We start from the raw sequence: 13,489 nt of genomic DNA, 5'->3' as shown, positions 1-13,489 counted from the left end.
CGCCGACGGCGCCGGCCTGCACGAAGCCATGTATGGCCAGGTCGATCCGTATACCGGCCAGGTGGTGAAGACCGGCCAGTTCGACACGCTGTTCGGCAATTTCCTGAAGCAGGCGCCGCCAGAACTGCGCCCCGGTCTCGCCAGCCGCAAGGAAGCGCTGCGAGAGGCGGGCGCAATACGCCTGGCGCTCCAGCAAAATCAGCGCCGCAAGCAATATGAGCAGGACCAGGTCGCGGAGGTCCATACCGCCGAGCTCGACAACATCGCGCGAAGCGACCCGAACGACAACGCCGCCTTCGACGCCTCCCGGCAGGCCGGCCTCGACCTCCTCGCCAAGATGGACCTCGACCCGCAGATCAGGTTGCAGGCCGAAGCCGCCTGGCGCGCCAGCACGGCGAAGGCGCGGATGCAGGCGCTGATCGCGCAGGATCCGCGCCGCGCCGCCGAGATGCTCAGCGCCGGCCCGGTGGCAAGCGACGGCATGGGCGAGACTGTGCGCACGCAGCTTGGTGCCGGAGCGCAGGGCAAGGAAGCGACGGTAAAAGGCCAAAAAACGCCGGACGAGATGGTGGCGCAGGCGTTCGGCGAACGCCAGTCGCCGGATAGCGACACAGCTATTCCGCTCGATGCCATCACTTATCTGAAATCCGGCGACCTCGCCGCGCTGAAAGCCCAGGCCAACAACGCCACCGCGCCCAGATGATCGGCGCGAATGCGCGAGTGATGCTCGCCGAGCAGAACGCGCCGGCGGTTATCGCTGTCACGGGCAAATATCCTGAGGGGGAAAAGCCGACCGCGCAGGACTTCGTCAACGTCTACGGCGCCGACGAGGGCTCAAACCGTTTCGAGCATTTCCGCATTACCACCAGCGCCGCCAAGGCCTATTCCGACATGCATGCGGCGTCGAACCAGGCGATCCATGCCGAGCTCCTGCACTCGCGGCCTGGACCCGGCAGTTCATTGGAAGTGAGTGAACGCTACGAAGTAAAGGCTGGTGCCGCCCAACTGATTATCGCGGCCCGCAACGCCGATCCTGTCGCTTATGTCGGCAATCTGTTTCCCGGTGATGCTCCGGACTGGAGCAAGGTCAAGACGCCGCAAGAATTTCAGGCTGCCATCAACTGGGCTGGAGCAGCTCAGCAGCAGTTGGGTTTCAATAAAAGGTTGCCGCTGCCTTGGGATTTCGCTGACCGAAAGGCGGCGGAATACATCGATCCAAGCAAGCCCTTCAACCAGCGTCTTGCCGAGTTGAGTTCGCTTGTCCTGGCGGTTCGCGACCCGGGCGCACGCAGGGCAATTTCGAAGCAAATCGCGCTGCTGGTGGAAGCCCGGTGGCGAGCCAGAGCCGCTCAGGATCCGAGCATCACGCCGGAATTGCTGGAAGCGCAGGTTGGGGTACTCAAAAAGGGGCTCGACTGGGTCGGCGAGCATCCCGCCCAAGCCCAATACAGCACCATGTCGTGGCTGCGGCAAGCCGGCGTGGCATTCGGTGATATCGGCCGAACCGTTGCCAAGGGTGCGACCGCTGGAGGCGCGGACAGTCTCGTCGCGAAGCTGACCCCTTCGCAGGCGGGCGAAAGCTACGAGCAGCGTCGGGCCCGCGAGCAAGCTGAGACGGAGGATGCGGAGGATCGGGCCGGCTCCGCCGGTTGGGCAGCCGAGGCCCTTGGCGCCGGCTTGTCCGGCTACGGCGCCGCACAGGGCCTATTTGGTTTGCTGGGCCGAGCAGGAATCGGCGCGGCGGAAGGCGGTGGCCTAGCCGGCCTCGGCACACGCACGGCCGTGGGAGCCGCCACCGCGGCGCATACGGCGGGGCATACGCCTACAACACCGATGAAAGCATTTCCGAGGGCGTACTCACCGGCGCGATTGGGGGTGCCGGCCTCAATGTTCTTGCCGAGGGGCTCGGCGCGATTGGCCGCAGCGTCATAACACGTCTCAGCGAGCGTGCCGCTGTTGCTAAGCCGAAAGCCGTTTTCGATAGTGAACCTCCATCTGCTTCGCCTGTTGAGGTAGAAGAGCTTCCCGTTTCCGCCGACAAGGCACCGGAGATAAGAAGACCCTATGCGCATTTGGAAGATCCTCCTAATGTCGCGCCCGGAAAGAAGCCAACAAACAAGCAACGGATGACAATTTACGAGGAAAATCGGAGAATAAACGGTGGGGTCCTAAGATCGGATAAGAGCGGAGTAGAATTAGTCATAGCCCAAAAAAGCCAGAGCGGTGTAACTCCCCCAAGGAATGAAGCGCATATCGATCACATAGATCCGGTCAGGCCGGCTGACAAGGCTAAGACACCAGGATCAAACAGCTATAGAAACCTGCAACTCCTCGCGGGATTTGAGAACGTAGAAAAATCGAATAAATAGGTGAAAGACATGGCTGGGTGGAAATTCAAAGATTCTAAAAATCTAGCTGTTATCTCGACTCGAAAAATATTCGACCGAGGCGGATGGATTGCATATGTCTCGCATGATGCGGAAGATAATTCGTGGCAATTTTATGGAAATGAAGCTGAAGTTGATCAAGATGAGCTAATTTTAGTGGGTTTGGTCGAGATAGTGGAGCTTGACGAGACTGTTGAACAACTTGCGGATTTGCCGTTAGGCTGGCATGCTTGGCGCGATACAAAAACCTCGCCGTGGAAGCGAGGCAAAATGCCTCCTGAACCCCCAGAGTCAACGAACTAGTTTCGTCGTACTAGTTTCTTCCGCCGTTGGTGTCACTCTTGGAGATCGTGGTGTTCGAGACATTCCGAAAAAACTTCCCGGTGTATAGCAGGATGCCGGCGGACAGAGCCGATTTTTCGCTGGATACGAAAATCCATGGGTTGAACGAACTGTTCGCGAATTTCGGCGGCGCCTCGTTCAAACATGGCCTGTACCGGATTATCCGAGCGCAGGATGTGGCGCGATGGAATGCCAGGGTTATCCTGGGTTTTCCCGAATTTGCCGGACGGATCACCTGCTTTGGCTACGACTGGCAGGGCTCGGCGTTTGCAGTCGATACCGGAAGGCTGGAGGAAGGCGAACCCGGCGTCTTGATGTTTGAGCCCGGCACCGGAGAAGCGCTGCAGATTCCCTCCAATCTCCAAACCTTCCACGACGTTGAACTCATGGAGGATGACGATGCGGCATTGGCCTCTAACGGTTATGCAATGTGGCGCGAGAGCGGTGGCGCCGAGCCAACCTATTCCCAATGCATAGGCCACAAGAAGCCGCTGTTTCTCGGGGGTGAGGACACAATCGAGAATCTGGAATTGTCGGACCTGGATGTCTATTGGCATATCATGGGCCAAATCATCGCAAAGGTAAAAGGCCTGCCACCTGGAACCCCGGTCCGCATGTCACCTTGAGCTGAGACGGATAGGTGCTTAGCTTCGAATTACCGCGACAGAGGACCGGTATCTTTACGCTCCCGGCTTCGTTCCCAGGGTACGGTTTTGCCGGTTTCACAGTGACAGTGGGAGGTACGGTGACGGTGCACGATTTCCTGTCGCGATCGTTTGCAGCCAAAGGGTGCACTGTCACCGGAATTCGATTTCAGCCATGGATACTACGGACCCGCAAACAGCACCGAGAAGGTGATGATGCGTCAGCAAGGAGACGCATTGAGCTGGGCGATGCCGGGACCAGGGGTCGGTCGAGCTTGAGAGTGCGATACCACGCGCAGTTGAGTCGGTTGGTTCCAGAGCGGCAGCGTAAGCAGAACGATCCATTGCGGGCAAATTCAATGAAGCGGCTTCACTTGCGCAACCTATGGAAGAGTTCGCGAACAGAACCGCAAAAGATGGGCCAGGACTAACCGCCCGATTTCAGCCCACGCACGGACCCCAATCTTTCCCGCCTCGCTTTTGCGAGGCTTTTTTCATGGAGCAAGCTTATGGCCCGACCTGCAACTGCCGCCATTCGTCTGTTGAGCGGCGAGCGCGAACCTGTGCGCCTGGCGACCACCGGAAACATTACCCTTTACGGCCTGCAGACCATCGACGGCGTGGCCGCCCAAGTTGGCGACCGAGTGCTGGTCAAGGACCAGGCCGACCAGACCCAGAACGGTATCTACACCGTCAGCGAGGGCCAGTGGTACCGCGCCGCGGACGCCCGCGCCGCGCGCACCATGCAGAAGGGCACCACCGTGCATGTGCAGGAGGGCGCCGTCTCGGCCGATCGGGTCTATGCCTTCGAGACGCTGGATCCGGTGATCGGCGCCGACCCGATTGTGCTTAGCTTCTATCTCTCGCAGGACACGCTTGGCGGCGCGGTGAATGCTGCCAATGCCGCCGCGGCGAGCGCGGCCGCAGCACTCACCTCCAAGAACGCGGCGGCCACCAGCGCCACCAATGCGGCAGGCTCGGCCACGGCCGCCACCGGCTCGGCAAGCGCCGCGTCAACCTCCGCCACCAATGCCGCAACCAGCGCCACCAATGCCGGCAATTCGGCGACGGCCGCGGCCGGCTCCGCTTCCACGGCCTCAAGTTCGTCCACCAGCGCCGGCACATCGGCAAGCGCCGCCACCGGCTCAGCGACGGCCGCGTCCAACTCCGCCACCGCCGCTTCCGGATCCGCCACCAGCGCCGCGACGTCGGCCTCCAACGCGGCCGCGAGTGCGGTCGCTGCCGCCAATGCGCTGGCAGCACTTGGCTATACCTTTTCCACCAGCACCACCGACGCCGATCCCGGCAACGGCACGCTGCGGCTGAACAATGCCAACGCCGCCTCCGCCACTGCGGCCTATATCGACAACCTCGATTCCAGCGGCGCCACGGTGAGCGGCGTGCTCGACGGCTTCGACGACAGCACCAACGCCGTCAAGGGCCAACTGACGCTGCGCTCAAAAGCGTCGGCGGCAATCGCCTATGTCTACAACGTTACCGGCTCGGTGGTGGACGGCACGGGCTATCGCAAACTGACGCTGGCCTGTGTCAGCGGCGCCGGCACCTTGCCCAACACCACCGACGGCATCTGGCTGATCTTCGCCCGCGCCGGCGACAAGGGCGCGGACGGGCTGGGCAGCGGCGACTTCACCGGCCCGGCCTCCTCGGCGGCTGACAATATCGTGACCTTCGCCGGCACCACGGGCAAGGCCGGAAAGGACAGTGGTGTGGCGGTGGGAAGCCTCGTCGCCGGCCCAGCCTCGGCTGCGACCGACAACATCGCCACATTCAACGGCACGACCGGGAAAGTGGTGAAGGACAGCGGTGTGGCGGTGGCTGGCTTGGCGCCGAAGGCCAATGCCTCTTTCACTGGCACCTTCAGCCCGCCCACCAACGCCATTGCATTGAACACCCTCGCTGATAGCGCGGCGGTGTCCGTCCTTGGTCGTTCGATCAATTCGATCGGCGCACGGGCGGACATCGCGGCTGGCTCCGATGACACGATCCTGCGGCGCGTGTCCTCGGCACTCGGCTTTGGGCAGCTCACCGCCGGCATGGTGCCGGCCGGGCTGGTGACCTATGCAATGCTCGCATCCGGTGCCATCGCATCCAACAGCGAGTTTCAGCTTGGAACGGCAAGCAAGCTTCTGACGGCGGCCGCATTAAAGTCGACCGTAGCCTACCAGACACTTACGTCCGGTGCATCGGTCTCGTGGGATATGTCGCTCGGCAACAATGCTTCGTCGGCGGCTGGCACGAACGTGACGATCGGCAATCCGACAAATGCGGTGCCCCAGTTCGGGTTCGTGCTCAAGATCACCGCGGTGACATCAGCTCGCACCGTGAGCCTGAGCGCGAATCTCGTGCTCGCTGCGGGCGTCGAGAGCTTTCCGATCACCATCCAGACAACGGAAACCGTCTTCCTGTCCGGCTTTGTCGATACGACGAGTCGCCTTGTCATCACCAGTGTTTTGAGAACCTAACAGGAGAACTCGATGTCCATTCTCGTCCGCAAGATCAATGACGTTTGGCAGGAGTGGCACGGCTCCTCGATCGTGACCCAGATGGTCGGCACCTACACTGCTGTCTATGGTGACGGCCGGCAGGTGGAGACGCCATGCGATCCCTATCCTGTCGAAATCCAGATGAACGGCGACAGCCTGCGCGGCTTCTATGACCAGGACCTCTGGACGATCGAGGAGGTCGAGGCGGTGGGCGGCAGGATTGCTGTGCCCTTCGAAACGCCGGAAGGAAAACAGGTCGTCGGCGCACCGTCCTATGTGGAAACCGGTGAAGTGATCCAACAGGTCTATCAGGTCGAGGATACCCCGCCGCCACCGGAACCGCCGACGGCAGAGGAGAAGGTCGGTGCTATGCTGGCGACTTTCCATCTCTCGATCAGCGAGGTGAAATCCGTGCTCGGGCTAGGTGTCTAAGATGCTGCCTATGGATCAACCGCCGCCATCGAGGCCCTACATCACGGCGAAGCCGGCAATCATCCAGAGGGTCCCACCTGACCTCCTCAAGCCGGGCCGCATCAAAGAAGCCATTCTGCCTGGAATTATACCGCTCCCGCCCTCTGGTGGCATTCTGCTAGATTTCATTGGCCAGCTCGGTAGTACGACTAGTGGTTTGACTACAGTCAGCTTTGGTTCATTGACTTTTCCTAACGACGCCCTGGCCGTGGTCGCGTTCGCTGGGCTCAGCACCAACAACGTTGTATGCTCAAGCATATCAATTGGCGGAACAAATGGGACGCTTCACGCAGCAAATGCCTCATCTACGCGTAAGGTGGGCATAGCCTCTAGGGTTGTGGCGGCGGGACCACTAGCGATCTCTGTAACCATGAGCGGCAGCGGGGGCTCATCTGCCTCGTATGGTGTTGGTGTTTGGGCTCTCCGCCGCCTCAAGAGCGCAACACCGACCGGCGCGGCAGGTAACGACGCCTCGTCCACGACATGCTCGATCAGCCATAATCAGGCTAGCCCCGGTGTTGCGATATACTGCTCAATGGACACTAACACCGGCTCGTCCGTGCTTAGTTCTGCGCAAACAGTCTACTACCGGTCGGGCGATGCTAACGGACGAACCTTCACTTACGCCAGTTCTAAGAACGTGGCCACTCAGACACCCCACACTGAAATCCTGACAATCAACACGTCCACCAACGTGGCCATTGTCGGTGGGGCATGGCAATAATGCTTACTGCGAGGGGTCCCCAACAAGGAAGACTACTTTATGCGATGGCGGCTTCGAACACCGCTGGATCGTCACTCGGTCGCCTTCGATGAAGGATATCTCGGCTTCAACGATATTGGCAGCGTTGGGCGAGAAATAGAACACACTTTCCGGAGCCGCTACCCGGTACATAGCCGCGCCGGCAGTTTGCCCACCTTCATTCATCGCTCGTTCAAAAAGGCTCTGAAGATCATTCCAGAACTCGGGATTGCCGGTTTTGTCCTCGACTTTCAACCATTGCTTGCCGGTCGATGTTAGTGCCCTGAAGAGCGATGATAAAGCTTCCATACAATCCTGCCCTAATCTTGTGTGTGGCACAGTCTTATAGACCGGGCTGGGACGCTCGCTCCACCTGAAATTTTCCAACTTCGAACCTGCCCGACCCCGGGCGGAAAGGAACCATCGTGGACCGCAACTTCGCGCGTGCCCTTTCGCTCGTCCTCTCGTCCGAAGGCGGCTGGTCGGACAATCCCGCCGATCCGGGCGGCGCGACCATGAAGGGCGTCACGCTGACCAATTTCCGCCGCTACGTCAAAGCCGACGCCACCAAGGCCGATCTTCGCAAGATCAGTGATGACCAGGTGGCCACGGTTTACCGTCGTTTCTATTGGGATGCGGTCGTCGGCGCCGACCTTCCTGCCGGCGTCGACTATGCCGCCTTCGACTTTGCCGTGAACAGCGGGCCGGGCAGGGCGGCGAAATATCTTCAAGCTGTGCTCGGCGTCGCCCAGGACGGCCGCATCGGCCCGGCCACGCTCGCCGCGGCAAGGGGAAAACCCGCCGGTGTCGTCATCGACGCGCTCTGCGATGCGCGGCTTGCCTTTCTCGAAAGGCTGCCGACGTGGCCGAGCTTCGGCCGGGGCTGGAGCGCGCGTGTCGCCTCGGTGCGCCGGCAGGCGCTGCTGATGTCGGCCACGCCGCTGACGACGACGATATCCGTGCCGACGGCGCCAGCATCCGCCGATGGTGCGGGGCCAACCGCGCCGCCCGCGGACGCAGGGTCGCATGCCGGCGGTGAGGCGCCCGCCGCGCCACCCAAATCCGCATCGCCCACCAAGGCAACCGGCATCCTTGCGCTGATCGCGCTGGCGCTGGGCTCCCTGGCTGCCTGGGCCATGCATCTTCCCTGCAATCTCTCCGGAGTCTTCTGCCAATGATTGCCGTCATCATCCGTATCGCCCTGCGCTATGGCGCGGGCGTGCTTGTCGCCCGCGGCCTTCTGGGAGCTGACGACGCCTCGGCGTTCTCCGCCGATCCCGACATCCAGATGGCGCTGGAGACCGGTCTCGGTCTTGCCATCGCCGCCGCGGCCGAATGGTGGCACCTGCTCGCGCGCCGGTTCGGCTGGGAGCACTGACATGGAAAACCTCAAGGAACTGCTCACCGAGCTCATTGACCAGACCAAGCCGTATGTGGTCGTCGGCGCTGCCTGCTTCGTCGCGGGGCTTCTCATCGGAGCGCTGCTATGAGCGCGCTGCTGGCATGGCTTCTCACCAATCCGACAATCCTGGCCATCGGCGCCGGCCTTGTCGGCGCCCTCGGCTGGGGCTTCCACCAGCGCCTCGCCGGCGCGCGGGCCGAGCGCGGCAAGCAGGCCGAAGCCGAGGTCGCGGCCCGCAATGTCGCCGACCAGGTCGACAACGATATCGGCGCTTTGCCGGCTGAGGCGGTCAGAAAGGAGCTGAAGTCATGGGCAAGCGACTGATCGTCGCCGCCATCGCCGCCGCGCTTGCCGGCTGCACGACGGCCAGGGGCGGCTTCTGCGTCGTCGCCTCGCCGATGCGCCTCTCCGCGAGCGCGGTCGACAGCCTGTCTGACCAGGAGGCGAGGGCGCTGCTCGCCCACAACCGCAAGGGCGAAGAACTCTGCGGCTGGAGGCCGTGATGCACGACATTTTCGATCTTCTGGGCATCAAGGGCCAGGTCGTGGCGGCGGGGCTCGCCGGCGGCGTGCTGCGGGCGCTGTCGCGCCATCGCTATAAGCTGCGCGAAATGGTTGCCTCGCCGATCTGCGGCGCCCTGGCCGCCGCCTATCTGACATTGCCTGTCGTCGCCTGGGTCCGGGCAAGCAGGCTGCCGATACCCGATACAGCCGATGACACCACCACGCTTGCCGCCGCTTTCCTCATCGGCGTTTGTGCGATGTGGATTTCGGATATCGTCTTCGAGGTGGTGGTGCGGAGATTCAGGCAAACGCCGGATTCGTGATCGCGACAGCGTCGAAGCCGTGCAAGCATATATTTTCGAAACAGACAGGGGCAGACCGTCCACGCCGGATACTTCGATGCCGGTGTCAGCGATTAGCCGCTCGAACCGCTGGAAGAACCCGGCCGCAACGCCTATCTATGGAGCAATCCAAAGGAGGTGTGACATGGCTTCTTCCACCGAACGCGCGGTCCTTGCGGGCGGCTGCTTCTGGGGCATGCAGGATCTGATCCGGCGCCTGCCCGGCGTGATCTCAACGCGAGTGGGCTACAGCGGCGGCGATGTACCGAACGCCACCTACCGCAACCACGGCACCCACGCCGAGGCGATCGAGATCAACTTCGATCCGGCCAGGACAAGCTTCCGCACGTTGCTCGAATTCTTCTTCCAGATCCACGATCCGACGACAAGGAACCGCCAGGGCAACGATATCGGCATGAGCTACCGCTCGGCGATTTTCTACACCAGCGATGAACAGAAGCGGATCGCCGAGGACACGATAGCCGACGTCGACGCGTCCGGCCTGTGGCCTGGCAAGGTCGTCACCGAACTCGCCCCGGTCGGGCCTTTCTGGGAAGCAGAGCCCGAGCATCAGGACTATCTCGAGCGCTATCCCAACGGCTACACCTGCCATTTCGCGCGGCCGGGCTGGAAGCTTCCGGTCCGCCAACAGGCGGCCGCGTCATAGTCAGAGGCCAGGCTGTTTCATACAGCCTTTACGCGCTTTGATCCGCCCGCCGTGCCGGAAGGCATGGCGGGCTTTTTGCGTTCCGGCCGCCGTCCCGGGCGGGCAACCTCAGCCCTTGGCGCGGTGGCCTTCGTGTTCGTGGCTGCCGATCCAGTGGGCGCGGATGCGGTCGCTGGCTTCGAGATAGGCCATGTCGATCAAATAGGTCAGAAGCTTCTCGCCATCGGCCTCCGCCTTCTGGCGAAGTTCTCGTAAGATCCCCTGCGCAAACTGCAGGTTTTCCATTTTGCTAGGCTGGTCCATGGATGCCCCCAAATGTCTGTGCGGTAAGTTTGGCTCACTATGCTTGTACGAACATTGTCACCACGCTCGCGGCGAAGCTGTACTCGGTTGCACTGATGCCCGATCAACGAACCTGTTGGACATTGCGCGGAAATGTCGATATTTTACGCGCCCAATCGGATGGCGACCATGCACGAAGACGAGGGCAGCACTCCTGACAAGTTGCAAGCCATGCTTGACGTGATTGCCAGGAGCGAGCCCTTGAGCGAGAGCGGGCAGGCGGATTTCGGCCGGTTGAGGGCCGACGCCGCCAAGGCCGCCGGCGTGCTGATCGAATTTTACGGCGATGCGGCCCTGGAACGGGCCAAGCTCATCGAGCGCCGATCGCCCCAGTCGCATTTCGCGCGTATGGTCGCGGCTGAAGTCGGCAGGCGCGGCAAGCGAAGCTGATCCGCAAACAATCGGCGAAAGCCGCTTCAAGACGATCTTCGCCTCCCCAGCCTTGCGCCAAGCCGCTGCTCGACCTCTTCCTCGACATTGTCCAGGAGATAGGACATCAGGTCGTGTCCGATCGATCGCGCTAGGTCCTTGGCTTGCCCGACATGGTTGCGGATCTCGCGCAGCGCCCGCTCTTCGCACGCGGCCTCGTTCGTCAAATCGACGAACCAGCCGGGATAGAGCGCTGCCTCGCCCGCCCCGTCAACGCAACATTGGCCGACGGCCAGGATCTTGCGCAATCCCATCTTTTCGGAATGGACCCTATAGACCTCCCTGAAGCCGGCCCTGCGCTCCACGGCCTTGCGGATAGCCAGCCGAACCCTTGAGCGGTCGTCCTTATCGATGCTTTGCATGCATCGTTCAAGCGAGGCGCCGTGGGAGAACTCATCGAGTGTCAGACCGAAATAATCTGAAAGATTGGTATCGCCGTAGACACGGTCGCGCTTGATGTCCCAGGTCCAGAACCCGTCGATCGGTGGATACCGCATATGCATGTTGCGGCCGTGTTCAGGCGCCGATGTCATGAAAACCGCCCCGTCCGGTTTCAAGATTCGGCAGCACTATGTAGCAAAAAATGAAAGAAACAAAGATGGCCTTTTGTACAAGGCCGGAAGTCATAAGGCTTGCTGCCAATGGCATTTCGGGATGTCATATTTGATATAACCAGAAAGAGGGCGAAGAGAAAATTTCTTGAGCCGAAAGAATTTTCACTTTGGCGTTGCAACTGCAGCTTCGTATTTCACATGGTAAGCGCAGTGGGCAAGCAGGCAAAACAATCCCGGAGGTGTACTTTCCGCAAGAAGCATGACTGAAAATTCTTATATTTTGTAAAACGGATAAAATTCTTTGCGTGCTGCTGTCTGGAACCAGGCCGGCTTACGGCCTCATGTTCGCCGCATCCCACAACGCTAACGTCAGCTGATTGGCTGGCAAACCGACCGGTGGTTGAAAATGCGAAACTTCCAGAAAGCCCGAGCATATCGGCCCACGGCCGGGCGTTTTTCCGGACGTGCCGGAGGCACCGGTGGACCGAAGATCATCGTTCTGACTAAAATCCGCCAAGAACTCAACCTAGGCCGACCTTTGCAGTGGCTCCGGGCCGGCTTCAGCGCCTGCCGCCGAATCATCGGCGATCCGGTCATGCTCAAACTGTTGCGCCGCGGGGAGGGCTTGCAACCAGGGCTCGCGGCGTCCGATCCACAGCTCGTAGCTCGGCGTCAGCCCTTCGGTCGGAGCAATGTCCAGGCTGCCGATCGTGACCTCGGCCTCATTATCGCCGACGAAAGGAACGCGGCTTCCGCATGTGGGGCAAAAACTCCGAGCGCCATAGTTGCTGGTGATGCCGGTGGTTTCGAACGCTCTTAGCGGCCATACGGCGTAGGCATGGAAGGCCGATCCGCTTGTCTTGCGGCAGTCCTTGCAGTGACAGAGGCCGACCCGGAGTGGCTCGCCATTGACGCGGAACTGCACGCCGCCACACAGGCAACTGCCGCTGCGCGCGATTTCAGGCATTGCCGTTCCTCCTGCGGTTGTGCATGGAGCCGCGTTTCTCTCGCGCCCGGCAAGTCCCGCTGCTGGCTGCTAAAACCCGCAGGAGGTTGCAATGGTTCCGCGCCGGCGCGCAAGAAGCATCGGTCAATCGGGAAAGTTGATCGGCTCCTCGCACCGATAGACGCGGCACTCGCCGCCTTTGGTCGGAACCGTCGTCGAGACAGGCACTTCCGGCCAGTCGCACTCATTGCCGAATTGCCGGACGAACCGGTCATAGGTGTCTGGACCCGTGGTCAAGACCACGGCATGGTCGCTTTTGATCAGCGCCTGCGTCTGCGCGCAAGTCATGACGCGCGTATCTGGTCGGGCATAAGCAGCGCTCGCGGCGCACAACATTGTGCCGCCCAACAATATCTTGCCTGCGGTAAGTGCGATCGACGAGGGTCTCATGGGACACCAGGTTTTTGACGTTTCCGGGTGCCGAATATGGATCGCGGCTAGAACACCGCAAGATATTTGAGCAGCGAAATGATGCCGATGATGATGACGATGATCTGCGCGATCTGCCGCGCGCGGGCATCGAGCGGCAGCCGTTGCACCAGGTAGAGCACCAGGATCACCACCAGGAAGGTGATCAATATGCCGATAAGAACCGATGCGCCCATATGCCTGCCTCCGTTTTATCCCAAGGTTGCCCAGATCGGGCTGCCTCAAACGTTGCGGACGGGAGAATGGTTCCACGAAGGTCAAGTGGAACAGGAGACTTGGCGAAGACGTTGTTCAGCATCTTTGAATATTAAAGGGTGGGAACGTGAAAGACGTATTCAGCACCGCTGCCGTTATCGCCTCGATCGCGATCGCCATCGCGCTTATGTTTTTGGTTCCCATCAAACTTGAGGCCAACCCCGGGCAGCCAATGGTGTCGGCTCACTTGGCCAGTCCTGAATAGCATCGGCCCGGAGGTGAGCGGAACATGCGTGCCGCTTGCGAGTTGACTTGGTCATAACGGCGCTGGGTTCGCGCTTCAGAAAGAGGAAAAGTCCATGGGTCTCGGCACAATTCTTATAATCATTCTTATCCTTGCCCTGCTGGGCGGCTTCAGTGGCTTGGGCGGCGGGCCGTTCTACGGCACGGGCTACTATGGCGGCGGTGGTCTGGGGCTGGTTCTTGTCATTGTCATCATTCTGGTTGTGCTCGGACGGATCTGATAGCCGC

General features: G+C 61.0%; 20 protein-coding genes. 14 read left to right on the top strand and 6 right to left on the bottom strand.

Annotated features, from left to right (window positions below):
* Nucleotides 1-28 precede the first annotated feature (28 nt).
* From FJ430_RS23725 to FJ430_RS23700, 6 genes are all read left to right on the top strand, one after another.
* Complete coding sequence (locus tag FJ430_RS23725) at nucleotides 29-703, top strand: hypothetical protein (RefSeq protein ID WP_181175583.1); 675 nt, start codon at nucleotides 29-31, stop codon at nucleotides 701-703.
* On the top strand, nucleotides 700-1,932 hold the full coding sequence (locus FJ430_RS23720) for a hypothetical protein (RefSeq protein WP_140710754.1): 1,233 nt from the start codon (nucleotides 700-702) through the stop codon (nucleotides 1,930-1,932). Before FJ430_RS23725 ends, FJ430_RS23720 begins: the two co-directional genes overlap by 4 nt.
* Before the next feature lie 446 nt (nucleotides 1,933-2,378).
* Nucleotides 2,379-2,690, top strand: a complete 312-nt coding sequence (locus tag FJ430_RS23715) for a hypothetical protein (RefSeq protein WP_140710752.1) — start codon at nucleotides 2,379-2,381, stop codon at nucleotides 2,688-2,690.
* 50 nt (nucleotides 2,691-2,740) lie between these two features.
* Nucleotides 2,741-3,355, top strand: coding sequence for a T6SS immunity protein Tdi1 domain-containing protein (locus FJ430_RS23710; RefSeq protein WP_181175582.1), 615 nt, complete (start codon nucleotides 2,741-2,743; stop codon nucleotides 3,353-3,355).
* 527 nt (nucleotides 3,356-3,882) lie between these two features.
* Nucleotides 3,883-5,856: a hypothetical protein gene (locus FJ430_RS23705; protein ID WP_140710750.1), complete on the top strand. Its 1,974-nt coding sequence runs from the start codon at nucleotides 3,883-3,885 to the stop codon at nucleotides 5,854-5,856.
* A 12-nt stretch (nucleotides 5,857-5,868) separates the two neighbouring features.
* On the top strand, nucleotides 5,869-6,309 hold the full coding sequence (locus FJ430_RS23700) for a hypothetical protein (RefSeq protein WP_140710748.1): 441 nt from the start codon (nucleotides 5,869-5,871) through the stop codon (nucleotides 6,307-6,309).
* A 766-nt stretch (nucleotides 6,310-7,075) separates the two neighbouring features.
* Here FJ430_RS23700 and FJ430_RS23695 read toward each other — a convergent pair.
* Nucleotides 7,076-7,399, bottom strand: coding sequence for a hypothetical protein (locus tag FJ430_RS23695; protein WP_140710746.1), 324 nt, complete (start codon nucleotides 7,397-7,399; stop codon nucleotides 7,076-7,078).
* 116 nt (nucleotides 7,400-7,515) lie between these two features.
* Here FJ430_RS23695 and FJ430_RS23690 point away from each other — a divergent pair, with 116 nt between their 5' ends.
* The 6 genes from FJ430_RS23690 to msrA all read left to right on the top strand — a co-directional run bounded on the left by FJ430_RS23690 (nucleotide 7,516) and on the right by msrA (nucleotide 10,003).
* Nucleotides 7,516-8,268 (top strand): glycoside hydrolase family 108 protein, encoded by a 753-nt coding sequence (locus FJ430_RS23690; RefSeq protein WP_226891865.1) that lies wholly within the window; start codon nucleotides 7,516-7,518, stop codon nucleotides 8,266-8,268.
* Nucleotides 8,265-8,468: a hypothetical protein gene (locus FJ430_RS23685; RefSeq protein WP_140545445.1), complete on the top strand. Its 204-nt coding sequence runs from the start codon at nucleotides 8,265-8,267 to the stop codon at nucleotides 8,466-8,468. The genes FJ430_RS23690 and FJ430_RS23685 overlap by 4 nt, the downstream gene beginning before the upstream one ends.
* Nucleotides 8,469-8,576: 108 nt before the next feature.
* Nucleotides 8,577-8,816, top strand: coding sequence for an ABC transporter permease (locus FJ430_RS23680; RefSeq protein WP_140710742.1), 240 nt, complete (start codon nucleotides 8,577-8,579; stop codon nucleotides 8,814-8,816).
* Nucleotides 8,801-8,995, top strand: a complete 195-nt coding sequence (locus FJ430_RS23675; RefSeq protein WP_140710740.1) for a hypothetical protein — start codon at nucleotides 8,801-8,803, stop codon at nucleotides 8,993-8,995. Before FJ430_RS23680 ends, FJ430_RS23675 begins: the two co-directional genes overlap by 16 nt.
* Complete coding sequence (locus FJ430_RS23670; RefSeq protein WP_140710738.1) at nucleotides 8,995-9,318, top strand: hypothetical protein; 324 nt, start codon at nucleotides 8,995-8,997, stop codon at nucleotides 9,316-9,318. Before FJ430_RS23675 ends, FJ430_RS23670 begins: the two co-directional genes overlap by 1 nt.
* A gap of 163 nt (nucleotides 9,319-9,481) precedes the next feature.
* Nucleotides 9,482-10,003: a peptide-methionine (S)-S-oxide reductase MsrA gene (gene msrA, locus FJ430_RS23665; RefSeq protein ID WP_140710736.1), complete on the top strand. Its 522-nt coding sequence runs from the start codon at nucleotides 9,482-9,484 to the stop codon at nucleotides 10,001-10,003.
* Nucleotides 10,004-10,111: 108 nt separating this feature from the next.
* On the opposite strand, the gene FJ430_RS23660 is transcribed toward msrA, so the two are convergent.
* Entirely contained in the window at nucleotides 10,112-10,306 is a 195-nt protein-coding gene (locus FJ430_RS23660; RefSeq protein ID WP_140659348.1) for a hypothetical protein, read from the bottom strand.
* A gap of 168 nt (nucleotides 10,307-10,474) precedes the next feature.
* On the opposite strand from FJ430_RS23660, the gene FJ430_RS23655 reads away from it, so the two are divergent.
* The gene (locus tag FJ430_RS23655) at nucleotides 10,475-10,735 is read left to right on the top strand and encodes a hypothetical protein (RefSeq protein ID WP_140640973.1); all 261 of its coding nucleotides are present in this window, start codon (nucleotides 10,475-10,477) and stop codon (nucleotides 10,733-10,735) included.
* A 26-nt stretch (nucleotides 10,736-10,761) separates the two neighbouring features.
* On the opposite strand, the gene FJ430_RS23650 is transcribed toward FJ430_RS23655, so the two are convergent.
* The 4 genes from FJ430_RS23650 to FJ430_RS23635 all read right to left on the bottom strand — a co-directional run bounded on the left by FJ430_RS23650 (nucleotide 10,762) and on the right by FJ430_RS23635 (nucleotide 12,939).
* On the bottom strand, nucleotides 10,762-11,307 hold the full coding sequence (locus tag FJ430_RS23650) for a hypothetical protein (RefSeq protein WP_140710734.1): 546 nt from the start codon (nucleotides 11,305-11,307) through the stop codon (nucleotides 10,762-10,764).
* Nucleotides 11,308-11,854: 547 nt separating this feature from the next.
* The gene (locus FJ430_RS23645; protein WP_140710732.1) at nucleotides 11,855-12,295 is read right to left on the bottom strand and encodes a GFA family protein; all 441 of its coding nucleotides are present in this window, start codon (nucleotides 12,293-12,295) and stop codon (nucleotides 11,855-11,857) included.
* A 123-nt stretch (nucleotides 12,296-12,418) separates the two neighbouring features.
* Entirely contained in the window at nucleotides 12,419-12,622 is a 204-nt protein-coding gene (locus tag FJ430_RS23640; protein WP_319022990.1) for a hypothetical protein, read from the bottom strand.
* A gap of 149 nt (nucleotides 12,623-12,771) precedes the next feature.
* Entirely contained in the window at nucleotides 12,772-12,939 is a 168-nt protein-coding gene (locus tag FJ430_RS23635) for a Thivi_2564 family membrane protein (protein WP_095819989.1), read from the bottom strand.
* Between the two features lie 378 nt (nucleotides 12,940-13,317).
* Here FJ430_RS23635 and FJ430_RS23630 point away from each other — a divergent pair, with 378 nt between their 5' ends.
* Nucleotides 13,318-13,482: a DUF3309 family protein gene (locus FJ430_RS23630; protein ID WP_082048942.1), complete on the top strand. Its 165-nt coding sequence runs from the start codon at nucleotides 13,318-13,320 to the stop codon at nucleotides 13,480-13,482.
* The last annotated feature ends 7 nt before the right edge of the window (nucleotides 13,483-13,489 follow it).

This window comes from Mesorhizobium sp. B2-8-5 (assembly GCF_006440675.2).
GTDB lineage: Bacteria > Pseudomonadota > Alphaproteobacteria > Rhizobiales > Rhizobiaceae > Mesorhizobium.
Note: the sequence above shows the minus strand (reverse complement) of the source record. Positions and strands in the feature narration are given on the sequence as shown.